Raw genomic sequence first — 25,645 nt, 5'->3', positions numbered from 1 at the left:
TTCTCCTGTAGTTTTATTCTTTGATCATCCGGATCTCAGTATCTTCGAAGCTCTTTAAGTATTTCTCTGTGCCATCTTCATGAAATCCGTATTTTTTATAAAAAGCTATCGACCGAGGATTGTCCTTTAATACCCACAATTCTTTCCTTGAATAATCTTTTAGTTTCTCCAAAGCTGTGTCCATCAGCTGCTGCGCCACGCCCGTTCCATAATATTCTGAAAGGACATAGATTGCATTGACTTCGCCCACATCAGGCTCATCATCTCCATGCCCAAAGCAGCACACAAATCCGACAACCTTCCCATCATCCAAGGCAACATAAGTATTTTCCGGCCACTGAAAAGCCCACTCCTCACACTTTTCAAGCGTAAGCTTATCAAGATATGCCGCGCTCACAAGCTTTTCATAGGCTTCGTGCCATGACTTCCAATGGACATAGGCTTTGCCTTTTTTCTCATCATCTGATTCCAACGGCTTTACAACAACATTCATGATTTCTCTCTTCTCGCTCAATCGAATTTTAGTTTAATATTGCACTTTTTTGCGTTCTATATTTTTAATAAAAATCCCCCATATTTTCATCAAAAATTTCTTTAGGTAATACCATTCTGTATAATGATTGATACAGCTCCTTCAGCTCTTCTAAGTCCTCCGACTTATTTTGTCCAAGAACCAATATCTGAAAGGGCACCTGAAAACAAAATGCTCTAACCCCTGTATCCCTGCAATTATTTCTTAGATAAAAAGCTCGCCGCCTTAACTGAAGCTCCTTTTCTTCTGCATCTTCTGCCTTGTCCGGATCTTCTATTTCTAAAATCACAGTGTCAGCATCTTCAAAATATTCTGATAGTAATTGAAGCGCTGTACCGCCAACACCTTGATTTCTCTTTTTGGGCGATATAGCAAGATAATCTATGAGATAATCCCTATCCTTTTTTACAAGAAAAGCATAGCCGATTACCTCTTCCTCATCCCAGAGTCCAAGGCATTCATATATCCCCTTATCCATAGCCTTCAAAATTACATCCAGAGGCTTTTGTTCGTCTCTTGGAAAATCAAAGATGAGGCGTTCAGTATAGATACGCTCAACATCCGATGCATTAAGTTCAACAAGTTTCATATCTTATCTCCGAATATCACAACAGCTTATTCAAGCCATTTTATCCCCGTAAGAAAGCCAAAGCACACCCGCAAAAAGAAGTTGATGATTGATCAGTTGGCACTATCTGGACTTTATAGATGCACTATCATTGTACAGTACATATCCCACCAATGCCATAAGCAGTGGGTTTCTTCTTTCGAAACTTCAGGTTTCTTTTTGGCACAAAATAAACCGGCAGCCCTCAGACTGCCGGTAAATAATTCTTATTCTCTAAGATTCACAAACCCCTCAAAACGCATCCGCACTGGTCAAAAACTCTCTGACCATATCTATTCCGCCCATGGGATTTATAACATCGTCATCCTTAAGGACTTCGTGAAGATTGTTGTGGCTGTTAAATTCAATTTTGCTTATGAGCCAGGTATCGAAATCCAGCTTGGATTTTACGGTATCAATTCTTTTCTCAAAAAAGAGATTGTCCATATATTTATAAGACTTGTTGAACTCCTCCAGCTTCTCTTCTTCTGATAGCTCATCGTTAGTCAAAAGATCATAGGAGCGGATAAGCTCAGCGTCCATCTTGTTGTTCAGCTCTCTGATTTCTTCTGTCTCACCCTGTGACTGTGAGAACATATTGTCAATCTGCTCCTTATTTTTATCGATGAGATCAATTGCTCTGAACTTAAGAATATCCTCGGATGATTTTACTGCCTGTTCCTCATTTTCAAATTCTATTATTCCGCTGCCCTCAGCTTCGGAATTTTCATTGGAAGAAGCCACCTCTTTTTCATGCTCCAGAGCTTCCTCTTCTTCCTCATCATCTACAAGAGTCTCTTTCAAAATATCAACTATTCTCTTCTTTTGATTCTGCTCCTGCTCTGCTTCAGCAACCATCTGAGCTGTCTTATTTATATCATCAGAGTCCTTATGGGCTTCCAGCTCTTTTTGCATATCGGAATATATCTGTATTCTTTGAATCATGTGCTCTTTTAAGGCAGCCATGACTTTTGCATCCTCAAAATCCTGCTTGCCAAACACATAGAATCTCTTCTCTGTATAGTTCTGAGAAGAAATCTTTTTCAGCTCCTCATTAATAAATTCTCTGTCTTCATCTGTCAGTTCATCGCCATTTCTTAGCTTCGAATTAAGGGCATCTACGCGATCAAGGTCATTCCTTGCCTCATATGTTTTCTCTTTCAGTTCATCCAGTTTCTCTTCTTTAAGCTTTCTTGAAAGATTTCTGCCCTCTGTTGACAGATCAACTGTAGCAGCCTTATTACGCAAAAGGCCTCCCATAAGCAGTTCATTGCCGCTATCCTGATTATTCGATTTTACAGACTTTGAGCCGTGCTTTACTGCCGCAGCTTTTCCATTTGTAGAATCTGTATGATTTACACCTGAAAGTCGTATGCCGGAATGTATATTGAAGATCACATGATTGTCTGATGAAATACCCATATATGTTCCCTCCTTTGAATCAATATATGCGTAGTTAAGTACCGATACTTATACTTTAGTCATATATCGGATAATTCTCAGAAAACCTTTAGCCTTCGCATTTGTGTACCTGCATTACAGGACTCGACTCTTATGAAAACCTCTTCTTTATCTCTTCATACTTCTCAGAAGTCATAAGTGCTGTCTCTTCCGTATCCTTGAGCTTAACTATATATGTCCACCTTCCGTATACCTCAAGTTTTCTTATGGCATCAGTTTTAATGATGTAGGACTTATGACACCTAATAAATTGTTCCGGATCGAGCTTTTCTTCAAGTGACGACAAAGACTGAGATGTAAGAAATACCTCATCCTTGGTGACTATTCTCGTAATGCCGTCAGTTCGTTCGACCATTATGATATCTGCAACATTGACGATATTTATCTCTTCCTTGCCTCTGATTATCAGCTTCTCATGTGAAACCTCGCTCTTTGCGTCTATCTCCTTTTCCGAAGACATATCCTTAATTCTGTCCAGCGTTTTCCTAATACGCTCCATATCAAAGGGCTTTACAAGATAGTCAAAAGCATAGATTTCAAAGGCATCTGCCATATACTCGCTGTGAGCTGTTGCAAAAACTATCTTAACCTTCGGATCAACCTCAGTGATAGCCTTGGCACATTCCAGTCCGCTGTCACCGCCCAGATCTATATCCATGAAAACGACCTGCGGACGGAATTTGATGAAATCATTTATAGCAGCTGCGAAATTCTCGCAGGAAGAAACCACCTTGCATCCTTCGTTTTTCTCTATCATCTTCCCAAGGATTATTCTGATCTGTTCTTCATCTTCAACTACCATTACTTTTAGCATATTAAAGGCCCCTAAGTTTTTTCGTTACTCCTGATCTGTTTTGCTGTCTACATACTGCTTAATGCCACTGCCGATATCATTTTTCATCTTGGTATCAGCCTGGATATTTTTCAGATTGTAGTAATCCAATACACCCATGTTTCCGGACTTAAGTGCTTCAGCCATTGCCTTTGGAACTTCTGATTCAGCCTTAACAACTTCTGCTCTCATCTCCTGTTCCAACGCTACCGCCATAGCTCTTCTCTCCTCAGCTTTTGCCTGAGCGATCTTGGTATTGGCCTCAGCCTGAAGGCTCTGAAGATTTGCACCGATGTTTCTTCCAATATCTATGTCAGCAATATCTATTGAAATGATCTCATACGCCGTGCCCGAATCAAGACCTTTTTGAAGCACAACACTACTATTATAAAATCAGCTAAAAAAGCCAGCCCCTGAACACCCAGGAACCGACCTTTTCTGGCATATCTGCTATTTTCCTGCTAAGAAAGTTTTTGTTATACCATCACTACTACCGGTGTATTATAATTAATATCATCCCCATATACAATGAAGCCAGATAGAGATAATGACAGGAGGCTTCATATGGAACAAAACAGCGTTACATACAAAGACATTATAAATGACAGCAATTACAGAAAGCTTATGCTCTCGGGGATAATTGACAGGTTTGGCGATTCAGTGGATGCCCTTGCTTTTACATGGCTGGTATATCAGATAACCCGTAGCGCCATGTGGTCTGCAATAGTGTTTGCACTTAACATGCTTCCAAACGTGATAGTTCAGCCCTTTGCAGGAGCTATTGTTGAGAAGAAAAATAAGAAGACCGTCATAATCATCACATACATTCTAAGGACCATAACCATAGCGTCATTTGCTATCCTCTATACACTTGGACTTGTAAATGCACCTGTGATGGCGGTTCTGACTCTCATCATTACCACAATAGAATCCTTCAATCTGCCGGCTGCCTCTGCATTTACCGCTCAGGTCGTAAAGAAAGAGCATCTGACATGCGGCCTTAGCCTTTCAAAAATGCTTACAAGCGCAGCATCGTTAGTCGGAACAGGAATTGCAGGAGTGATCATCGCTGCATGGGGCGCAGTTCCTGCAATGCTCATTGATATTTCTACTTTTATAATCGCGGCAGTCCTTATACTTATGATGAAAAATGACGAAAGCACAGATACCAAAGAGGAAGTCATAGACAGCACCACAGAGATACTTCAAGAAACCGCTACTGCCCAGCCTTCCGAGAGCTTCACAACACTTTTTACTGACGGAATAAGATATATCGCAAAAACACCTGTCGTTCGAAACTTCTGCCTGCTGTGCGTAGCACTAAATTTCATGCTTGTACCCATCAATGCTCTCCAGGCACCAATGGCAGAGGAAATATTTAAAATGGGCGGAGAGCTCCTTAGCTTTGGCGGCGTATTTGCTTCCCTTGGAGGCATCGCAGGAGCAGCGCTTTTACCTGTACTTTCAAAGAAGCTAAGTCCCTTACAAATAATCTGCGCCGGAACCGGAATCCTTGGCCTTGGGCTTACAGGAATCGCCATGGGCGGCATAGTAAGCGTTAAAGCAGTTCTTTGCTACATAGTTGTAAGTGCCTGCTTTTTTGCAATGATGCTTGCAGCAACACTTATAGGAGGAATCATTGGTATTCAGTTCATGAAATCCGTGGACAGCGAATATATGGCAAGAGCATCTGCCGTATTTAACGCCTTTTCCACAGCAGCGATGCCTATAGGATCACTCCTTGTCAGCATTTTGGTATCCCGCATAGCAACTGGCAGAATAATGCTTTTCGCATCACTTTTTGCCGCAGTAGTTTTAGCAATAACACTTATAACAAAACCTGAATTAGAGAAAAGAGAGGAAATAGCTGATGCAGCTTAGTCTTAGTGAAAACATCAAAAAATATCGAAAGGAAATGGGCCTTACCCAGGAGGAGCTGGCAGAAGCCTTTGGAATTACAATAGGCGCCGTGTCGAAATGGGAAAGCGGAAGTACAATCCCTGACATAATGACTCTTATTGAGCTGGCAGACTTTTTCAATATTTCTGTAGATGTACTCCTTGGATACAGCATTTCTTCAAAGAGCGTAGATGACATAAAACAAAAGATAAATACTCTTCTAAAAGAAGCGCGATACGACGAAGCTATATCAGAAACCGGCAAGGCACTGATCAGATATCCCGCAAACTTTAAGATAGTCTTAGAAGCTGCAAAGACCTATAACGTAATAACTGCTGCCTGCGGCTATAAAAAGTACTTGGAGAAAACAATCTCGCTTTACGAATCAGCCCTTCGCCTGATATCTCAAAACACCGATCCTGATGTGGATGAGTTTTCAATAAGACTTTGCATCGCTGAACTAAAGAGTCAGAATAACCCTGAAGAAGCCCTTGCAGAATTTAAAAAGATCAATTACATGGGAATAGCAGACTTTAATATCGCTAAGATTCTGATGGATATGGACAGATATGATGAATCCATGGACAGATTCACAAGAGTCCTTGTCTCTATACTAATAAAAAGCCTGCAATATTCAAGCACTATGGCTATAGCGCTTATTAAGACAGACAAAAAGAGTAACCTTCAAGAAGCCCGTGACATTATTGACTGGTGCTTAAAAATATACGATGCCACAACCGACAACAATGTAAGCTATCTCACCAAGATGCAGGCGGTTCTTCTGATACTAAAAGGAATGGTTTTATCCTGCCTTGGTGATTATTCAAGCATGAGAATATGTATAGATGATGCTTACAAGCTGGCCCGTAAATTCGACAAAGCTCCTGTTAATGGACTGGCAGGAAAAATACGTTTTTGGCATGCTTTCGAAGATTATAAGCCGATGATCTATGATGAGCTTGGTCCCGGAGCTGTTCAGAGTATAGACTCTCTTTTCTCTCAGGAGCCCAATCCAATAAATCCATTACCAGAGAAGATACTTAAAAAGATGGACCCCGCCGAGAAATATTGGAATGAGATAAAAACCGCTAAATAAAAAAGCCATAAAACTTGTTTGTATTAGATGACAAACAAGTTTTATGACGTTTATAAATCTTTTTTCTATCTCTGGAAATTCTTACCAAAGTTATTCCAGAAATACCCATATTCGTCAGTACTAGCAAAGACAAAAGCATATTGGGCGTTGTGCTTTTCATTCTTTAAGTTCTGTAAGTACCCGGGCTGATAAGGAGTAACAAATTTCTTGTTATCAAAAAGAACTATCAAAGGTACATCAAAGGTAGCATTCCCTTGATCATCAGACTCTTCACCCTCTTCGTTTTCAATTAGCCTAAGCGGAATTTTTATGAGTTCTGTCATGAAAAAGTCCGAATTGTCGGGCATTTCCTGTCCCAGGGAGTTTAGGTAGATACGTACCCATTCTTCGCCCATACCTGCATTTGCGTACTGCTTAGCAGACGTAATTGTTTTGGAAAACATTGGCAAATTCACCTTCTTTCCATAAACCAGTTTCTTTATGGTTTCGGGAGACAGGAAGAACTCCTCTGCTATCTCCATGATTGAACAACCGGAGGAATAGCGGCTGCAGATAGCTGCATTTCGCTTATTCAGTTTGTCTCTGTAGCCTGATGCTTCGCCCCATCCCTTGGTTTTCTCTTTCTTTGGGATGTATATGAGCTTCCCCGCCGCGTATTTTTGTACCTCCTCCAAAAGCTTAGCAGGAAGAATGTCCCCGGCATTTTCGTATTTCATTTTAAGTAATTTCCTCCCGCCCAATATTTTTTGATCAAAGCCTGTTCATACGCTCTTCAAGTGCATTTATGGACTTTACGATGGACTCGCAGGACTCTAAATCGTCAATTGATGCATGCCATCTAAGAGTAACAATTCCCTTGTAATAAGCCATGCACAGGAAGCGCTCCTTAAAATCAGGGATTTCAATATTTCTCTTTTTTGCATATTCAAAGAGCTTTTCCGGAACAAGCAGATATGGCTTGTTAAGATCAAGGATTGCAAAATCCATCATATAATCCATGATACCTGCTCTTCCCCAGTCAGTACAGTAGGTCTTTCCATCTTCACCTACGATCATGTTGCAGAAGAATGTGTTGTTGTTTGCAAGGAATCTCTTATCTTCACAGAAAGGTGCATAGTGAAGTGTCTTGGAAGCTATCTCATTGTAGTAGTCTTCCTTAAGGAATGTGGTTCCAAACATCTCCTTCCAGTTCTTCCAGTAGCCTTCTGTGGGATCGCCCAGCATATCATCTTTTATGAAAGCTTCAAGACTTTCAAAGGGCGCCTTATTATTCTCATCAAATTCGCCGTAGCCCTCAATTTCTGATACATCTGTGTCTGCAATCTCAAAGATCATATCAAAAAAGCTCTCATAGCATTTTTCAAATTCCTCAGGTGAAAGCTCATTTGCGCTTCTGCCCTTGGGACTCATCTCTATTTTTTCCTTAGTCAGGTTTCTTATAAAAATATCTCTGTTCATTTTTCATACCCTCTCTTTTAATGTAATTCATGTTGTCTGTTCAAAGCGCTTTTACATTTTTTATATTATCAGCACACCTTCATGTTTCAAATGGAGAGAATAATTATAATTGTTCTTTACCTTACAGGCAGAAAAATTGGCCGGGGACACATATCCCCGGCCAAATCTTAATCAGTCATTACTTAAGCACATATCCTGCCTTCTTAAGAGGATTTTTGTAGTCCTTTCTCTTATCCTTAGGCACTGATATCTTTGCATTTTTACCTATTTTACTAAATGCATTTTTACCTATGCTGCTTATAATCTTAGATTTGATCTTTACGCTGCTTAACGACTTGCACTTATAAAAGGCTTTTGCTCCGATAATTTCCACCTTTGCAGGAATTGTAACACTCTTTAGATTTTTACATCCGCTAAAGGCATTCTTACCAATAACAGTTATATTAGAACCGATTTTTATCTTTTTAAGCTTAGTATTATTCTTAAATGCATTATCAGCAATAGCTGTTACTTCGTATTGGATTCCATCAACGGTTATAGCATCGGGAACTGTGGCAGAGGTTTTCTTCTTGCTGATAAGTTCTACAAAAGTAACCTTCCCGGTATCCGAAACAACATACTTGGCGTTTTGATAGATGATTTCTGTGCCCTTTTCCAAATATGCGGTATTTGATGAATCGACACTTGGCTGCTTGTTGCTGCTATTGTTTCCCTTATCGTTGTTACTGTTTACATCAGGATTCTGCTGATTCTCGGAACCACTTCCGCCTCCGGTTCCCGGCTTATCGCCCTCATCGCTTCCGCCTCCGGTGCCAGGCTTATCGCCTTCATCGTTTCCGCCTCCGGTTCCGGGTTCATCGCTGCCGCCGGAACTACTTCCGCCGCCATCATCATTTCCTACTACCTTAACAGTGACAGTGTCATAGATTGACGGCTCAGCAACAAAGGCTAATTTAAGTACTGCTTCACCTGCCTTTTTTCCGGTCACTTTTCCGGTCTGATCAACTGTAAATATGCTTTCGTCACTACTTGACCATACAACAGAACTATCTGAAAAATTTATATTAAGAACAAAACTGTCATAATATACTTCCTGCCCTACTTTTATGCTTCCTACGGAATTTTCGACTATCGCAATCACAGGCTTATCTATAGTGGGATAGGATACTTCTACGCTGCAGGTCGCCTTTATATTAGAATTAGCCTTGCTTGTAGCAGTAATGATGGCTGTTCCTACACCCTTAGCTTCAACATTACCATCATTATCAACTACTGCAACAGACGAATTGTTAGAAGACCATATTATGCCCTTTTCTGTTGCATTAGAAGGATATATTGTAGCAAAGAGCTTCTTCTTGTCACCTGTCTTGAGCTCAAGACTCTTTTCGTTTAATGATATGTCTGTCACATCCACTGTTTTCTTTTGTACAGTGACGGCCATTGTATCAGAAAAAGTCTGCCCCAGCTTAGTGGTTACTGTATAAGTGATTGTCGCTGTGCCCGCGCCTGCTGCCTTGATAGTGGCTTCTTCCAGTGAGCCGCTTACCGTAGCCACCTTCTCATTAGATGATTTCCAATTAAAGCTTTCGTAAATATCATTTGAGCTAGACGGATTAAGGTTCCTTGTGACCTTTGATGACTCTCCTTCTTTTAAGCTTAATGATGTTTTATTAAGTGATACTGAATTTAAAGGTACTCTCTTTAAAATATCAAACTTCTGAGCAAAATGATCGCTATAAGTCATCAAATGGTATGGATCCCCGTCTGCTGTACCTCCATTATGCAGATCAAGTACACCGGCATTGAACATGCCATTTCTAAAGACATAATTATTATTGCCTTTATCATAAATAAACCATTTAGCGTAATCATCTACTGTTGAACTGGTGGCAATTGTCGCTCCGGCTCCGTTTTTATCAGCCTTATCTACTAAATACTTGCCATTATTTAACGACTTTATTAAGTAGGACCCATCACTTTGTCTGTAAAATGTCCAATATTCATTTTTAGCGCCACTTGCCTTTTTACAAACTACATCTGTACTTTGTACAGCAACTCTTCCGCCGTAATTATTTACTATCCATCCTGTAAATTGCTCTCCGAGATTTGCAGGAGTTCCCCATGAAATGCTCTTTTTTGTTATAGATAAAACTCCGCCATTTTCCTTTGTACCCGTAAAGCTGCCATAATTATTGGATACACAAAATCCAATTTCATATATTCCGTCATCATTTCCCCTTAACGTAAAATCCGATGAACCGTTTCCGGCTTTCATGAGATCAGTTACATCCACTCCTCTACCATTTACTACGAGTGTATAGCTCGTGATATCAGACTTATCCGGGATACATGTAAGAGTGAAAATGTCAGAATCATAGACCTCTGTCATGGAAGTGCCAATATTATAACCTTTAGGACCTAAATCATCATCCGGACCATAATCTGGTTCACCAAAGCCCACAATATATGAACCAGCATCAACTCTACGCAACGAGCTAAGCCAGTACTCTCTCTGTAGAACTCTTCTTGGATATTGCTGACCTGTATTTCCCTCAATCGTATAAAGCTTTCCGGCAGCTACATCAACGTCATATACAATTCCTGTATGACCGGGTTCCGGATCTTTCGTATCATTCTCTATTGCCACAAAGTCACCCTTTTGCGGCATATAATCATCAACGATACCGGTTCCGATGGATACCCACCCGGCATTTTCGAAATACCATGTGTTGGTTGTTTTATTATGCCATCTACCCTTTGACTCAAAGAATGCAACCAAAATATTAGTACTTCCGGAAAAAAGCCATTGTGAATCATCAAGTCCTGCCTGATGCGCACACCAGGAAGCAAAATAAGCACACCAATCATAGTCAGGCTTTGCTCCATATTTGGTTCTGTCAGTATTACCGATCTCACCATAGGCAATAGCTGCCGCCTTTTCTCTTTTCGAATTGGCCGCCTTAGCGCGGATCGAAAATCCTGATGGTACAATTGTTGTGAGAATCACTACGACTGTAGTAATCAGAGTAATTAGCGTTTTCCGCCTTTTTGCACTTTTCTTCATACCTTCCTCCACTTTTTGTTCATCAAAACCTGGAAACAGTTAAACCCCTTAAAAATTAATGTGAATCCCCTTAGCACCCCATTTTGCCATAATACTTTTACACATTAACTTAATGATATTTTACCTAATTAAATACGTTTTTTAAATATTTTCTTAAATTAATTTTGCAAAAATTAATGGGACAACTCCACATCCCGCATAATATTTGCGAGATACGAAATCAGTCCCATATTAGTTTATTTTTTATTCTGTTTACTGACTGTCTTACTTAACTGACTCAAGAATCTTCTTGGCATTATCTTTAGTAATCTTAACGTAGTTACATCCGATATAATGGTCGTTAGCGTTTCCTACAGCATAATTAATTGCAGCATCTGCGGCACTGTGGGATTGTGTGATGTGATCATTGAAAACAGTACCTGTCATTGTTCCTGCTATAACGTCCTCAACTGCCTCTGCAAGGGCATCGCAGCCTACAAGATAGATGTCGGTTCCAACAGTTCTGCCTGCTGCCTGTATTGACTCAAGTGCGCCAAGAGCCATGGCATCATTATTACAGAAAACAACTTCAGTCTGCGGATGTGCCTTAAGAGAATCAGCCACTAGCTGCTTTGCTGCATCCTTCTCCCAGTTTCCAATCTGGTCATCAAGACACTGTACATTAATTCCCGCATCCTGAAGAGCCTTGATTGAATATTTTGTACGATACTGAGCATCGATGTTCTCAGGATCACCCTCGATCATTATGTACTGAATCTTGCCATCCTTATTGATGTCGACTTTGTTTTTTCCAAGGTCTGAAATGATCTCGCCCTGGTATGTTCCTGACTGGCGTGCATCGCAGCCTACATAGCAGACGTTCATGTTTTTATCTGCCCATCTCTGCTCTTCAGCAGGTCCCGGCTCGCGATTAATATAAACCAGAGGGATTCCTGCTCCTGCCACAAGGTCTGTAATGGTTCCCGCAGAAGAGGAGTTAACCAGATTCACAATGAGAACATCCACATTATTATCAATAAGTTCCTGAATCTGTGCAGTCTGAGTATCCTGATTATTGGCACCATCAACAATTGTGATGTTGTCCTCAGAGAATCCCCTGGACACAAGGTAACTTAACAGCTCATTTCTAAAAAGTGTCATGAAGTTGTCACTGAACTGGTAGATACAAACTCCGACCTTCTTGTCAGCAAGCTCTGCTGCTCCAACTTCATTTTTTGACGAACATCCTGTAAGCATAGCTATCATAAGAGCGGCAACAGTTAATAGGCTTACTAGTTTCCTTTTCATAATAACCATATCCTCCTGTATATTTGCGCATCTGTTTTTTCGCATAGCACCACAAGGCTACACTAATATTATACATAGAGAATCCGCCCACTTTCTAAAACTTCTATGTAATTTCGTTAAAATATCTATTATCTGTGAATCATTAAGAAGTGCTTTTTCATCCTATAATACGAAAAAGCTGCCGCACCCCCGTGCGACAGCTCTTTCAAAACCTTCTCTAAAACTTTCTTTTTAAACCTTCTCTAAAAACCTTCTATTAAGCTTTCCCCAAAGCCTAATACCCTAATTAGTATCTGCACTTAAGCACGCAATCGAGAATACGACGTGTGCAAGCCTGCAGCTCAGCTCTTGTAACACCATTATCAAGGATGTTCTGAACATCAGCATCAGAACCGGGCATTGTAAGATCGTTGCCGCTTCTTACGCAGTCAGCAGCGTTTGAGCATCCATACTTAAATGTCTTCTGCTCCATCTCGATGCCGCCTGTTGTTCCCCAGTCAGTCATAACTACGCCTTCGAATCCCCATTCGTTTCTGCATATTGCTGTAAGCAGATCGTAGTTATTTGCTGCGTGGATGCCATTAATGAGGTTATAGCTTGTCATGATTGACAGAGGCTGTGACTCCTTAACAGCTACCTCAAAGCCCTTAAGATAAATCTCACGAAGTGCTCTCTCACTTACATGAGCATTGGTGTGCATTCTGTTATCTTCCTGGTTGTTACATGCAAAGTGCTTGATGGTTGTTCCGCATCCCTTATGCTTCTGAACACCCTTTGTATCAGCTGCTGCGCACATACCTGCAAGAAGCGGATCCTCTGAATAGTACTCGAAGTTTCTTCCGCAAAGAGGATTCTTCTGGATGTTCATGCCGGGTGCAAGCCAGAGGTTAACACCAAGCTCTTCCATCTCTATACCAACAATATCACCGGCTTCTTCGATAACATCCATGTTCCAGGTCTGAGCAAGCATGGTTGCAATCGGAATAGCTGTGCAGTACTGATAATACTTTGTAACTTCACCCTTAATATCTGTTGTGGGCTGCTCGAATGTGCCTGCAAAATCAAATGCTACAGCACTCATCTCAGGAATATACTGATTCTCTTCATCAACAGCGAAGTAAGGTGTAAGACGAAGACCTGCAGGTCCGTCAGCAAGAACAAGGTTGTGTACGCCTCTGTCTGCTGCCATCTTGGAGCTTGTGTCACCTGCTGCGCCGGGAACTACTGCTGATGCAGTACCGATTACGCTGGTTCCGCCAAAGCCTCCCCTTGCTGTTCCTACGCAGAGGTCTGCCATCTCTTCTCTTGTAAGCTGTCCAAGGAGATCCTCCATGGTAGCCTTTCCTGACTTAACGTCCTCAAGAGTGATCTTCTCTGCCTTATCACAGTTATATTCTGTAGGAGCACCCTCATACTCTGCTACAACAGTCTTAATTGCAGCTGCATCCAGTGTAAGAACCTTAGCTGCTGCCTTCTCGGACTCTTCTCCATCATATGTAAGAGGAGTAGCACCCTTAGCTGAGATCTCCTTAAGCTCTGTATCAACCTTCATCTTGTTAGCGAGCTTCTGTGTAACGATCTCACCTGCTACTTCTACAGCTGCAGCAATATGTGTGCTGCATGCGTTCTCACCTATTCTGATGAAATACTTACCGGGCTCAAGTACATAAGATGCCTTTGCTTCATCATAGGAAGCAAAATCAGAAACCTTAACCTTGATTGTAAGCTCATCGCTTTCACCGGGCTTAAGTTCCTTTGTCTTTGCAAAGCCCTTAAGTTCCTTAACAGGCTTCTCGACGTTTCCGTCAGGAGCTGATACATAGAGCTGAACAAGCTGCTTTCCTGCAAACTTATCACCGGTATTCTTAACTTCTACCTTAGCTGTGAGCTCTTCGCCTGCAAGGCTTACGTCCTTTACATTAATATCAAAGCTTGTGTATGAAAGACCGTATCCGAAAGGATATGCAGGCTTTTTGCCAAAGCTGTCAAAATATCTGTATCCAACGAAGATGCCCTCGTTGTAGTACTCATCATCTACATTGCCGTTCTGGGAGCTGAAGGTGTCGTAAGCCGGATAGTCTGAATAGTTCTCAGCCCATGTCATTGCAAGATGACCTGTAGGAATGGATTTTCCAAGAAGTGCATCAGCAAAAACAGTACCGATAACGTTACCTGCCTGGCTCATAAGAAGAACTGCGCCAACGCCCTTTGTGCTTCTAAGTGCCTTTGTATCTACAACACCGCCCACATTAAGAGCAACTACGAATTTATCATAATGTGCTGCCAGCTTCTCGATGTTCTTTTTCTCATTGTCTGTAAGCTCATAATCACCTGCTACAGGCTTTCTGTCACGACCTTCACCTGAATCTCTTGCGATTACATATACAGCTGCGTCTGCATCTGCCATGTCAGCATCAGCGATTTCCTGAACGTCGGGATCATGATAAGGATTGTTGAAAATTTCCATGAAGCCTGCCATGGGATTGCCTGAGTTCTCGATTAAGTCTTTAACTCTTGCATCATAAGCAGCCTTTGCATCTGTGCAGATCTTGTCGTATTCATCAAGCCAGCTGCCTGAAACAACTTCACAGCCTGCTTCAAGAATTCCCTGCTCAACTCCAACTACGCTTCTGCTGTTAACGTCACCTGATCCTTTACCACCCTTGATCATGTGTCTTGCACCGTTACCAAAAAGTGCGATCTTCTTAGTATCAGCAGCCAGCGGAAGAGTTCCGTCGTTTTCTAAAAGAACCATACCTTCAGCAGCAAACTTACGAACCTTCTCCATGTGAGCCTTTTCTCTGGCTGACATCTCTGCTACCTTGGTAGCTTTCCAAATACTCATTGAAATAACCTCCTTATGTAATAAGATCAAATTATAGCTAAAAGTTTTTTACTACTTCTTTATGATACATCCATAAAAATACACAAATATACGATTTCACTGATTTATGCATCATATTTACAGTAAATTTCACACAAAAATAGCCGGCAGAAACCGGCTATTCTAAGAAACCTTTATTCAATATTATTACATCAGCTTAAGAATCTCTTCTCTGACGCTGTCCATATGGGCATCCACAAGTCCGAAATCCATCTCTTTGTAGCTCCATGCAGCTCTGCCGATTTTGTACTTGTTAAAGCAGCTTCCTATTGACTGATACCATTTAAGCGTATCCTCCGGAGTTGCAAGATTTATAACACCGTACTCTCCACAGTAAAGCGCAACATTTCTCTCATTTGCAACTCTTACCGCCTCTTCCATATACTGCTCAAAGTACTCTATGCCAAGCTTCTTATCAGGATCCGCAACCTTTAATTCCTCAGGCCTGTTTCCAAGCTGGGCAAAGGCGTTATCCTCGTACTGTTTGTATGTAGAATCAAAGGGCATACGGAAGGAGGTATCCATGGTATCAATCCATGCAGCACCCTGATGTGTGAAAATAAGAGGCTCATAGCAGTGGAAGTTATAAACCACATTCTCATCATAGGGATCACAGATATCCTTAAGAGCAACAATACTGTTGTTGTAATATCCACCCACCAGGATTTTAATAGTAGGTGCAAAAACGCGTACTCTCTTAATGCACTCTGTGGAAACACTGTTCCAGATATCCTTGTATTCCTTCCTGGTTACTTCGTTCAAAAGCTCGAAGGCAAGTCTGTCCTCATATTTGCCAAAGCGCTTTGCAAACTGCTCCCAGAGCCTATAAAAGCGCTCCTGGTAAGCCTCGTTTTCAAAGAATCCAGACTCCTGCTCTCCGCCATCAAAGCTGTAGCCAAAGGTCTTATGGAGATCAAGTACCATATTAAGACCGTACTTGCCTGTCCAGTCTATGGCCTTCTGAATGTAAGCAAAACCATCTTCCTTGTAGGTTCCGTCTTTTTCCTCCACAAGGTCATAGTCAACGGGTACTCTGATATGGTCAAGGCCCCAGCTCTTAATCTTCTCAATGTCACTTTCCACAATAAAATTATCGTATCTTTCCTTGGTGTGATTGCACTGTGACAGCCATCCGCCAAGGTTAATTCCATGTGAAAAACCGGCAAACTCCTTCATACCCTGTCTCCTTTCTCTTTTTTGTGTTCTTAAACCGTTATCTCTCCTGCAATAACCCTTCTGTAATCAGCAAGGTTTTTCTTTAAAAGCTCAGGCGTCTTTAGTCCGTAGGGACATCTGCTCATACATGCACCGCAGTTAATGCAGTCATCGATTTTTTCCATCTTGGCCTGCCACTCCGGAGAGAGCCAGCCGGCACTAGGTGCTCTTCTAATCATAAGAGACATTCTTGCGCAGTTGTTGATCTCGATACCTGCTGCGCAGGGAAGACAATATCCGCAGCCTCTGCAGAAATCTCCGGATAATTCCCCTCGCTCATTTTCAATAAAGGCCCTGATTTCGTCAGTCATAACAGGCTCTTTATCAAAGAATGCAAGCCACTCATCGAGCTCGTTCATTCTCTGAATACCCCAAATGGGAACTACGTTTGGATAATCAAGCATGAATCCCATTGCGGCTTCTGAGTTGGTGATAAGGCCGCCTGCAAGGCCCTTCATGGCAATAAAGCCAACCTCCAGCTCCTGACACTTTTTAACAAGTGCGATATCCTTTTCATCTGCAAGATAGCTGAAGGGGAACTGCATGGTTTCATACAGGCCCGATTCTACACACTCCATAGCTACTGCTATTCTGTGTGATGTCACACCGATGTGCTTTATCTTACCCTGCTCTTTAGCTTCTACCATGCATTCGTACATACCTGTTCCGTCGCCCGGTCTGTAACACTGGGTTACCATGTGGAACTGATATACATCGATATAATCTGTTTTTAAATTTGTAAGAGAGGTCTCTAAGTCCTTCCAGAACTGCTCAGGTGTCTTGGCTGCTGTCTTGGTGGCAATGTAGATTTTATCTCTCATTCCCTCAAAGGCATTTCCAAGCTTCACTTCGCTGTCACTATAGGCTCTTGCAGTATCAAAATATCGCATTCCGCCTTCATAGGCCTTGCGAAGAATCTCGATACTGGTCTCCATATCATCTCTCTGAATTGGAAGCGCGCCAAACCCGTTCTGGGGGACAACAATTCCGGTCTTTCCAAGAGTTACATTACGCATAAGAATCCTCCCTTTTTGTTTAATTATGAAAGTTTAAGATCGCCTTCCTTGATCCAGCCAATCTTTCTGAAAGCTGCTCCAAATACACATGTGAGCACTGCAGGAAGAATGAAGCAGATAAGCGCAAGTCCGATCCAGTCAAAGGCTGTAATAGCGGCTTTAGCTCCTATAGCTACATCATTTACCCATCCGGCATAAACACCAATCTGTCCGACAAGTCCGCAGGTACCCATACCTGATGCCACCGCACTTGCAGGGTCATTCATCTGAAGATGGAAAACGCAGGTTGCGATAGGTCCTGTGATAGCGCTTGTAAGAATAGGAGCAATCCAGATCTTAGGATTTTTCACTATATTACCCATCTGAAGCATAGATGTTCCGATACCCTGTGAAATGAGGCCGCCCCACTTATTCTCCTTAAAGGACATGAAGGCAAAGCCCACCATCTGTGCACAGCATCCTGCAACGGCTGCTCCGCCTGCAAGACCTGTAAGACCAAGAGCAGCACATATAGCAGCGGATGAAATAGGAAGTGTAAGTGCTATACCTACAACCACTGAAACGATTATTCCCATAAGGAACGGCTGCTGCTCGGTTGCCCACATAACTACGCTTCCAACTGATGAAGCAACGGTCCCGATAGCAGGGGCGATAAGATATGCCAGTCCAACGCCCACAAGTATGGTCACAATAGGTGTTACAAGAATATCTACCTTAGTCTCTCCTGCAACAGCTTTACCGCATTCTGCTGCAAGAATAGCGATTAAAAGAACCGCCAGCGGTCCGCCTGCTCCGGCGCCCCCTGAAAGAGTTGTACTACCCAGCGCATTTGCTGCATAACCAACAGTTACAAGTGAAAAAAGAACAAGAGGCGGAGCCTGAAGTGCAAATCCGATAGCCACAGCCATTGCTGCACCGCTCATGGATGATGCATATTTTCCTACCTCAGAAAGCCATGCGATTCCTGCCTGTGTTCCAATGGTGTTTAGAATCGTACCGATAAGCAGTGATGCAAAAAGGCCCTGTGCCATGGCTGACAATGCATCAATACCATATCTTTTCCCCGAAATGACAATGTTCTTTCTCTTCAAAAACTCTTTCATAATACTCTCCCGTTATTTAGTTTTTATATTCTTAAGCCTCTGCAACGGCATCTACAAAGGCCTTAAGTTCAGGCTCGTCCGCTTCGGACAATGCGCTCTTTATTGTGAGAACAGGCTCTACGATTGTTATGTTTTTAAGAGCCTCCAGCTTTTCTCTCATGAGCTTTCCTGATGCAGGTGCCCATGTTCCGTTTTGAACAAGCGCAAAGGTTCTGTTCTGTACGGTAAGTGCTGCGCAATCAGAAAGGAAATTCTCCATAGGTGTGTAAATTCCATTATTGTATGTAGGACAGAACAGCACAATCTTGCCGCAACGCCATACTTCGGAGATAAGAACTGACGCATGTGTCTGTGATACATCATAGATTCTTACCTGTTTACCGCTCTTCTCACGGAGCATTGAAGCTGCCCTCTGAGCAGCGCTCTCTGTATGTCCGTAAAGACTTCCGTAGATAACAACGATCTCGTCATCCTCAGGAGTATAGGTACTCCACTTCTGATATTTATCAATAAACCAAGCAATATTCTCTCTCCAAATAGGTCCGTGAAGCGGGCATATAAACTTAATGTCGATACCTGCTGCCTTTTTGAGAACAGCCTGCACCTGCATACCGTATTTTCCTACGATATTTGCATAATATCTTCTGGCTTCATCAAGAAATCTCTTCTCGAAGTCGTATTCGTCTGCAAAAATACCGGCATCGATTGCTCCAAAGGTTCCAAAGGCATCTGCGGAGAACAAAACGCCTGTTGAAGCATCGTATGTAAACATAGCCTCCGGCCAGTGAACCATAGGCGCCATTACAAAGCTCAAGGTATGCTTTCCAAGCTCTAAGCTATCGCCCTCAGCCACTGTTATCTTATTAATTGAACCAAGTTCAGGGAAAAACTGTGAAAGGAAAGTAAAGGTCTTGGCATTACCTACCAATGTTACATCAGGATACATGTAAACAACCGTTGCTATCTGAGAGCAGTGATCCGGTTCCATGTGATTTATGACAAGATAATCCAGCTTCCTGTCAGCAAGAATTCCCTTTAAATTCTCCAGGAACTGATCTGAAATGGAAATATCCGCGGTATCAAAAAGCGCAGTTTTCTCATCCAAAATGACATAGCTGTTATAGGAAACACCATCCTCAAGAGGAAAAATGTTCTCAAATCTTGAAAGTCTCCTGTCGCTTCCGCCGATCCAGTAAGTATCTTCAGTAATTTTCTTGTAATTAATCACTATCTTACCCTCCTATTTTGTTTTTTATTTTTCTTTTATATACGTGCTCTATCTTCCGCACTGTTGTACAAAAGGCGCCAAAATAATTTGGCGCCTTATTTGTGTTTAGTCTATCTCGATTTCTTCATCCTCAGGATTCTCGGTCTTAGAAGACTCATGATATTCCTTCTCGGTATTTACGCTCCAGATATTGCTTCTGTCACGTACTCCTCCGAGAATATTTTTAACTGTCTCAAAGGATGTGCACATTGAGTGGTCGATATTGTTATATCTGTGCTGTCCGTTTCTACCTACGCAGTACAGATTGTCGATGGTGTTGAGGTAATCAACCAGCTTATCCATCTCATCATAGGTATCGAAGTATGCAGGATATGCCTTCTTAACACGCTCTACGTGATAATCGATAACCTCATCCACATCACCGATGAGATTGATCTTAACCATCTCCTTGATGGCCATCTTGGCAAACTCATCATCAGTCATACTCCACATTGAGTCGCCCTCGTTGCAGAAGTACTCAAGTCCCATCCAGACTGTGTGGTCGATGTCATTAACAAGGTAGGGTGACCAGTTGTTGTAAATCTGGAAACGTCCCATGGTTACGTTTCTGTCATGTACATAAACCCAGTTGTCGGGAACGATATTTCCGATAGTCTTTACATTGGTCTTGTTCTCAAGATTAAGGTGAGGAATGAGAACACCCAAAGTCATGTAATCTCTGTAAGGAAGTCCTGCTGCGATTCTTGCAGGATCTGCAGGTACATCATTCATGCCTGCTACAAGATCCTTAATAGGCATTGAGCTTATTACATAATCGCCCTCAACAGTTACCAGCTGACCATCCTTTTCATAGGTAACTCCTGTGATATGATCGCCGTCCTTGTTGATCTTAACAACCTTGGCACCTGTAATGATTGTGCCGCCCTTTTTAACGATCTCTGATGCGGTTACATCCCAGAGCTGTCCGGGACCGAGCTTAGGATAGCTGAACTCCTCAATAAGTGAAGTCTCTACCTTGCCGCCCTTTTTGCCGCTCTTTTTCTTAAAGGCATTGGCAAGAACCGCCATTATGGAAACACCCTTAACTCGCTGAGCTCCCCAGCTGGGATCGATCTGAGAAGGATGTCTTCCCCAAAGGTTCTCTGTGTAGTGCTCAAAGAACATGGAATAAAGCTTTTTACCAAAACGGTTTACATAGAAGTCCTCAAGGGAATTCTCTTTACGCTTAAAGATCATAGCCTTGATATATGAAAAACCTGCAACTATGGTAGTACCAAGACCCATGTTGGTGAAGGTCTCTACCTTAAGTGTAATGGGATAATCGAAAAACTTGCTGTTGAAGAAAATTCTGGAAATACGATTTCTTCTGAGCATTACCCTGTCTTCTGTCTCAGGATCGGGACCGCCGGGAGTAAGTGTTGAACTCCTCTTAAGAACGATATCGTCATAGGACGCCTTACCCTGCTTGGGAAGCATGTTGTCCCACCATTCATTTACTTCGGGAACCTTGGAGAAAAAGCGGTGTCCGCCCATATCCATTCGGTTCCCTTTATATTCAACGGTACGTGAGATACCACCGAACTTATCTGTCTCCTCGAAGACAACTACCTCTATCTCATTTGATTTTGAAAGTAACTCATAGGCCGCTGTAAGACCTGCCGGTCCGGCTCCAATTACTAACGCTTTCTTCATCTTAACTATCTGCTCCATTTTATAATCATATGATAATAACTACATTATATTAACATGTAAAAATCCTTATGTCGACCGCATCTTTTCTAGAAGTTCCAATATTGTAGTCTTCAAAACCTCAATATCTATCGGCTTTGAAACATGGGCATCCATGCCTGCATCCAGTGATTTCTGCACATCATCGGCATAAGTATTCGCAGTCATCGCTATAATCGGAATTTTAGCAGCATCCTCACGGTTAAGTTCCCTTATTTTTCCGGCAGCCTCATAGCCATTCATGACAGGCATCTGTACATCCATCAGGATAACATCATAATACCCTGTTTCTGATTTCTCAAATACCTCTATAGCCTTCTTTCCATCCGGAACTCTCGCTATTGATGCACCTTCCATGCTCATTAACTCAACAAGTATATCTGCATTAATTTCATTGTCCTCTGCGGCCAGTATCTGAATACCTTCCAGTGGATTACTTTTTTTCTTATCTCCCGAAGTGCTTGGTCTGCTGGTAATGTCCTCAATAAGCTGCTGGAAGGTTGACATAAAGAAGGGCTTTGTTATGAAGTCATAAATTCCGGCATCTCTCGCCTCCTGCGCCACGTCCTCCCAATCCTCCGTAAGCAGCAAAAGAACAGGCTGTGGTCTTAGATCCTTTTCCCTGATCCTGCCTGCCAGCTCAAAGCAACTGATACTCCTTATCTGCATTCCAAGAATTATTACATCAAAAGCGCTTTCATCCTCGTAGCTGACCTCTATAAGGTGCATCGCTTTATATCCGCTTGTAGAGAAAAATACCTCTACAGTGGTATCCTGAAGGGCAGTATTTATCTTCTCGCATTCCTGAATATCGTCATCGATAACCAGTATCCTTCTGATTCCATGGTTTTCCCAGAAATCCCCCTGATCCTGGTTAACGCCGGGAAGCCTCAGGGTAATTATAAATGTTGAACCTTCTCCCTCATTGGATTCAACGGAGATCGTTCCGCCCATCATCTGCACAAGACTCTTTGTTATTGCCATTCCAAGGCCTGTGCCCTGAATACCGCTTACCTCTTTTTTCTCTTCTCTGGTAAAAGCATCAAAGATATTCTTCTGGAATTCCTTGCTCATTCCTATGCCGTTATCTTTTACCTCGAATTTCACGTCGTAATAATCACCGGTAGAAACCTTTTCTTCACTTATTGTGAAATCTATCCTTCCACCGACATGGGTATATTTAACGGCATTACCCAAAATATTAACAAGAACTTCATTGATCTTTTGCTTATCGCCCATGAAAAGGTCCTGTCTCATGCCACCGGCGTGGACTTGATAATCCTGCTGCTTTGCCTTGGCCTGAAAGGCTATAACCGAATTAACCTCTTCAAGCAAAAGTCCCAGGGCAAACTCTTGCTGATTTATCTTTGTGGCACCACTCTCGATTTTACTCATATCAAGGACATCATTCAGGAGCCTAAGCAGATTCTGACAGGCCAGGCCAATTTTATGGGTGTAATCCCTTACTCTTTGCGGATTATCCGAATTCTTTGCAATAAGCAGATTAAAATTGGTTATGGCATTCATGGGTGTTCGGAAATCATGGGACATGTTGGCAAGGAAGTTGGTTTTTGCCTCATTTGCAGCATTTGCCACATCGATCATGTCCTCCATCTGCCTGTTTCTTATAACTTCCTCTGTCTTATCAACCCATACCAGCAGAAATCTGTCTCTTCCGTCAATGATCTGACGCTCCAGCGAAGCCTCAAAATAAATATGCTCTCCGGTAATACTGTTTACAGCATCAATAACATCAAGGGTCATGGTTTCGCCAATGCCAAGCTTTAAAAGGTCCTCCTTTGTGGGGGTAAAATCTGTTTTAGCATCTTTTGTATTAACAAAAAGCAGATTAATATCCTTAAGAAGCTCCTCCTTGGGAATACCTATTATCTCTTCGGTATTATCAGAGATCAGGTCCACCTCAAAGGTATCAGCATCAAATATGGCCGCGATACTTTTATTTTTTTGTGTGACATAATCAAAAAACCAGTTCATGGAAAATTCCGGTTCCCTGCCTATATTATTTCCATTATCACTCAATAGTATGCCCTCTCAATTTAAGTGCCTTGACGGTGTTCTCAAATAGCTTAATGTCTATAGGCTTCGGAATATGTGCATCCATACCGGATGCGCTGGTCTTTTCAATATCCTCTCTGAAAGCATTGGCACTCATGGCAAGAATCGGGATAGTTGCCGCATCCTCACGGCCTTCTATCACAAGATTCCTGATGGCACTGGCTGCTTCGTAACCATCCATGTTAGGCATCTGAATATCCATAAGGATCATGTCATAGTATCCGGGTTTTGAATTCTTGAAGGCTTCAAGTGCCTTTTCTCCATCGCAGGCTACGTCGCACTCAGCTCCCTTCAGCTTTATAAGCTCCATTATGATCTCCGCATTCAGCTCATTATCCTCTGCAGCAAGAAATCTCATGCCTTCAAAAACATTTCCAAAATCCTCTGCAGTATAGGTTATTTCACCCTCCTCTACTATTTTGGATATCTGCTTCATATTTTCAATTTCAGATTTTTCGGGTATTTCAAATGTAAGCTTAAGAGTAAATACTGTGCCCTCATTTATGATACTCTCTGCTTCTATGGTTCCGCCCATTATGTCCACAAGGTTCTTAACCACCGCAAGACCCAGTCCTGCACCAAGCTCCCTGTTATCATTTTGTCTGTGCTCTCTTGTAAAGGGTTCAAAGATATGCTCGATGAACTCTTTGCTCATACCGATGCCGTTGTCGGACACCTCAAAACGCAGCTCAATCTCATTATTTCCAATACTCTTATCCTCATATACTTCAAGGCTGATTTCTCCCTCATCCTCAGTATATGTACTGGAATTCCTAACAAGATTCTTTAGTATAAGCTCAAGCTTTTCCACATCACCTATAAACAGTTCCTCCTTTGTATTACTCCTGTCTATCCTGAAGATCTGGGATTTACTGTTTATAAGAGGCATAGTGTCATTCTTTACGTTTTCAAGCACTGCTTCCAATGAAAACTCTTTATTTTGTATTTCATCGCCGCCCTCTTCCATTTTGCTAAGATCAAGAACGCTGTTTATCATATTCAGCATATTCTTATGGGCCAGCTCTGCCTTTTGACCATACTCTATGACCTTTTCCGGATTATCCGCATTCTCCTTCATAAGCTCCAGATAACCTGCCATGGCATGCATGGGCGTTCTAAAATCATGGGACATATTGGCCAAAAACTTATTCTTGGTATCGTTTGTAGACTTTGCAAGGGCTAAAACATCCTGCATTTTTGTATATCTGAGAATTCCCACAACCAGCACAATGACGAATGCAAAGGCCAAAAGCAGGAAGATATTGTTAAGTATTCTCATGCGATTTATTGTAGAATCCGCTTTGCTTACTGGAGTAAGGCAAATCAGCATGGAATCTACAGCTTCGCAGGGAAGATATGTAAGATAGTAATCTTCACCTGCTATTTTCACCTGAAGTACGCCGTTTTTTCTATCATAGATGTTCTGTCTCAGCGCCTGTGCGGAGCTTCCGATTATTACCGCATTCTCTGTAACATAATCCAGAATATTCGTATGCTCCATGTGTGAAGGCACGGATGCCATGATAAGATTGCCCTGCCAGTCCGTCAGATAATTCTCTGAATCAGCCAGATCGCCTGCTGTTATTGTAAGTCTCTCCTTCATCTGCTCAGGATCATAACCCATGCCGATGGCACAGTAATTAAACCCGTTATATTCTCCGGGCTCCACTGCCAGAATATAAAGATCCTGCCTCTTTCCTTTTTCGGATGTATACTTTACAACCTGAATGATTCCGCGATGCGTAAGCTTTTCTATCACATCCTCATCAAGCTTTGCATTTCCGCTTTCTCCCTCATCGTTTATGTAATTTCCCGCTTCATCAAAAAGGTAGACCTCTTCGACTTCCCATATTAATTTTTCTGAGGAAATATAATCATGAAAGCTGTCTATACCTGTCTCATTCTTATTTTTTAAATGGTACATCCAGCTGCTTAGAATTTTCTGATGTCTGGCAAATCTGTGCGTAATAACTGAATCCAGCTGATCATAATAGGTGGTCAGCTGAACCATTCTGTCATTATAGATGAATCTTCTCTGTATTCCATCTACCACAAATGCCAATAGGATAAACAGAATAACAAAAAGGGTGGCGACAATCCATCGCCTTTTTGGTTTAACGCGCATATAAATATCCCTCATATAAATAGCGCCATACTAG

The 25,645-nt window shown here is 42.0% G+C and carries 19 protein-coding genes; 2 read left to right on the top strand and 17 right to left on the bottom strand.

Annotated features, from left to right (window positions below; all coding sequences use genetic code 11):
* Positions 1-13 precede the first annotated feature (13 nt).
* The 5 genes from G608_RS0107525 to G608_RS0107505 form a co-directional block, all read right to left on the bottom strand.
* The gene (locus G608_RS0107525; RefSeq protein WP_196810158.1) at positions 14-514 is read right to left on the bottom strand and encodes a GNAT family N-acetyltransferase; all 501 of its coding nucleotides are present in this window, start codon (positions 512-514) and stop codon (positions 14-16) included.
* Between the two features lie 43 nt (positions 515-557).
* Complete coding sequence (locus G608_RS0107520) at positions 558-1,121, bottom strand: GNAT family N-acetyltransferase (protein WP_026495519.1); 564 nt, start codon at positions 1,119-1,121, stop codon at positions 558-560.
* Positions 1,122-1,391: 270 nt separating this feature from the next.
* Positions 1,392-2,561 (bottom strand): hypothetical protein, encoded by a 1,170-nt coding sequence (locus G608_RS0107515; protein WP_026495518.1) that lies wholly within the window; start codon positions 2,559-2,561, stop codon positions 1,392-1,394.
* Between the two features lie 130 nt (positions 2,562-2,691).
* A complete protein-coding gene (locus G608_RS0107510; RefSeq protein WP_026495517.1) occupies positions 2,692-3,414 on the bottom strand; it encodes a LytR/AlgR family response regulator transcription factor in 723 nt (240 codons plus the stop codon).
* Between the two features lie 24 nt (positions 3,415-3,438).
* A complete protein-coding gene (locus G608_RS0107505; RefSeq protein ID WP_026495516.1) occupies positions 3,439-3,807 on the bottom strand; it encodes a flotillin-like FloA family protein in 369 nt (122 codons plus the stop codon).
* 189 nt (positions 3,808-3,996) lie between these two features.
* Here G608_RS0107505 and G608_RS0107500 point away from each other — a divergent pair, with 189 nt between their 5' ends.
* Entirely contained in the window at positions 3,997-5,313 is a 1,317-nt protein-coding gene (locus G608_RS0107500; RefSeq protein WP_026495515.1) for an MFS transporter, read from the top strand.
* Positions 5,303-6,427, top strand: a complete 1,125-nt coding sequence (locus G608_RS22345) for a helix-turn-helix domain-containing protein (RefSeq protein WP_051208992.1) — start codon at positions 5,303-5,305, stop codon at positions 6,425-6,427. The genes G608_RS0107500 and G608_RS22345 overlap by 11 nt, the downstream gene beginning before the upstream one ends.
* 65 nt (positions 6,428-6,492) lie before the next feature.
* Here the strand turns inward: G608_RS22345 and G608_RS24270 are convergent, their stop codons facing one another.
* From G608_RS24270 to G608_RS0107435, 12 genes are all read right to left on the bottom strand, one after another.
* Positions 6,493-7,143 carry a CD3324 family protein gene (locus G608_RS24270; protein ID WP_330366916.1) on the bottom strand — a complete coding sequence of 217 codons (651 nt, stop codon included), beginning with the start codon at positions 7,141-7,143 and terminating at the stop codon, positions 6,493-6,495.
* Between the two features lie 34 nt (positions 7,144-7,177).
* Positions 7,178-7,885, bottom strand: a complete 708-nt coding sequence (locus tag G608_RS0107485) for a hypothetical protein (RefSeq protein ID WP_026495514.1) — start codon at positions 7,883-7,885, stop codon at positions 7,178-7,180.
* Positions 7,886-8,063: 178 nt separating this feature from the next.
* Positions 8,064-10,949, bottom strand: a complete 2,886-nt coding sequence (locus G608_RS22340; protein ID WP_051208991.1) for an Ig-like domain-containing protein — start codon at positions 10,947-10,949, stop codon at positions 8,064-8,066.
* Between the two features lie 264 nt (positions 10,950-11,213).
* Positions 11,214-12,194, bottom strand: coding sequence for a substrate-binding domain-containing protein (locus tag G608_RS0107475; RefSeq protein ID WP_442852214.1), 981 nt, complete (start codon positions 12,192-12,194; stop codon positions 11,214-11,216).
* Between the two features lie 328 nt (positions 12,195-12,522).
* On the bottom strand, positions 12,523-15,081 hold the full coding sequence (locus tag G608_RS0107470; protein ID WP_026495512.1) for a beta-glucosidase: 2,559 nt from the start codon (positions 15,079-15,081) through the stop codon (positions 12,523-12,525).
* A gap of 186 nt (positions 15,082-15,267) precedes the next feature.
* Complete coding sequence (locus tag G608_RS0107465) at positions 15,268-16,296, bottom strand: glycoside hydrolase family 5 protein (RefSeq protein WP_026495511.1); 1,029 nt, start codon at positions 16,294-16,296, stop codon at positions 15,268-15,270.
* A 29-nt stretch (positions 16,297-16,325) separates the two neighbouring features.
* On the bottom strand, positions 16,326-17,351 hold the full coding sequence (locus tag G608_RS0107460; protein WP_026495510.1) for an aldo/keto reductase: 1,026 nt from the start codon (positions 17,349-17,351) through the stop codon (positions 16,326-16,328).
* A gap of 23 nt (positions 17,352-17,374) precedes the next feature.
* Complete coding sequence (locus G608_RS0107455; RefSeq protein WP_026495509.1) at positions 17,375-18,454, bottom strand: PTS transporter subunit IIC; 1,080 nt, start codon at positions 18,452-18,454, stop codon at positions 17,375-17,377.
* A 31-nt stretch (positions 18,455-18,485) separates the two neighbouring features.
* Positions 18,486-19,682 (bottom strand): FprA family A-type flavoprotein, encoded by a 1,197-nt coding sequence (locus G608_RS0107450; RefSeq protein WP_026495508.1) that lies wholly within the window; start codon positions 19,680-19,682, stop codon positions 18,486-18,488.
* Positions 19,683-19,787: 105 nt separating this feature from the next.
* On the bottom strand, positions 19,788-21,374 hold the full coding sequence (locus G608_RS0107445; RefSeq protein WP_035794949.1) for an NAD(P)/FAD-dependent oxidoreductase: 1,587 nt from the start codon (positions 21,372-21,374) through the stop codon (positions 19,788-19,790).
* 66 nt (positions 21,375-21,440) lie between these two features.
* Positions 21,441-23,450, bottom strand: coding sequence for a hybrid sensor histidine kinase/response regulator (locus G608_RS20340; RefSeq protein WP_051208989.1), 2,010 nt, complete (start codon positions 23,448-23,450; stop codon positions 21,441-21,443).
* Positions 23,443-25,611 carry a hybrid sensor histidine kinase/response regulator gene (locus G608_RS0107435; RefSeq protein ID WP_026495506.1) on the bottom strand — a complete coding sequence of 723 codons (2,169 nt, stop codon included), beginning with the start codon at positions 25,609-25,611 and terminating at the stop codon, positions 23,443-23,445. Before G608_RS0107435 ends, G608_RS20340 begins: the two co-directional genes overlap by 8 nt.
* Positions 25,612-25,645: the final 34 nt, after the last annotated feature.

Origin of the sequence: Butyrivibrio sp. WCD3002, assembly GCF_000424265.1 — a bacterium.
GTDB lineage: Bacteria > Bacillota > Clostridia > Lachnospirales > Lachnospiraceae > Butyrivibrio.
This window is presented reverse-complemented; position numbering and strand designations above follow the sequence as displayed.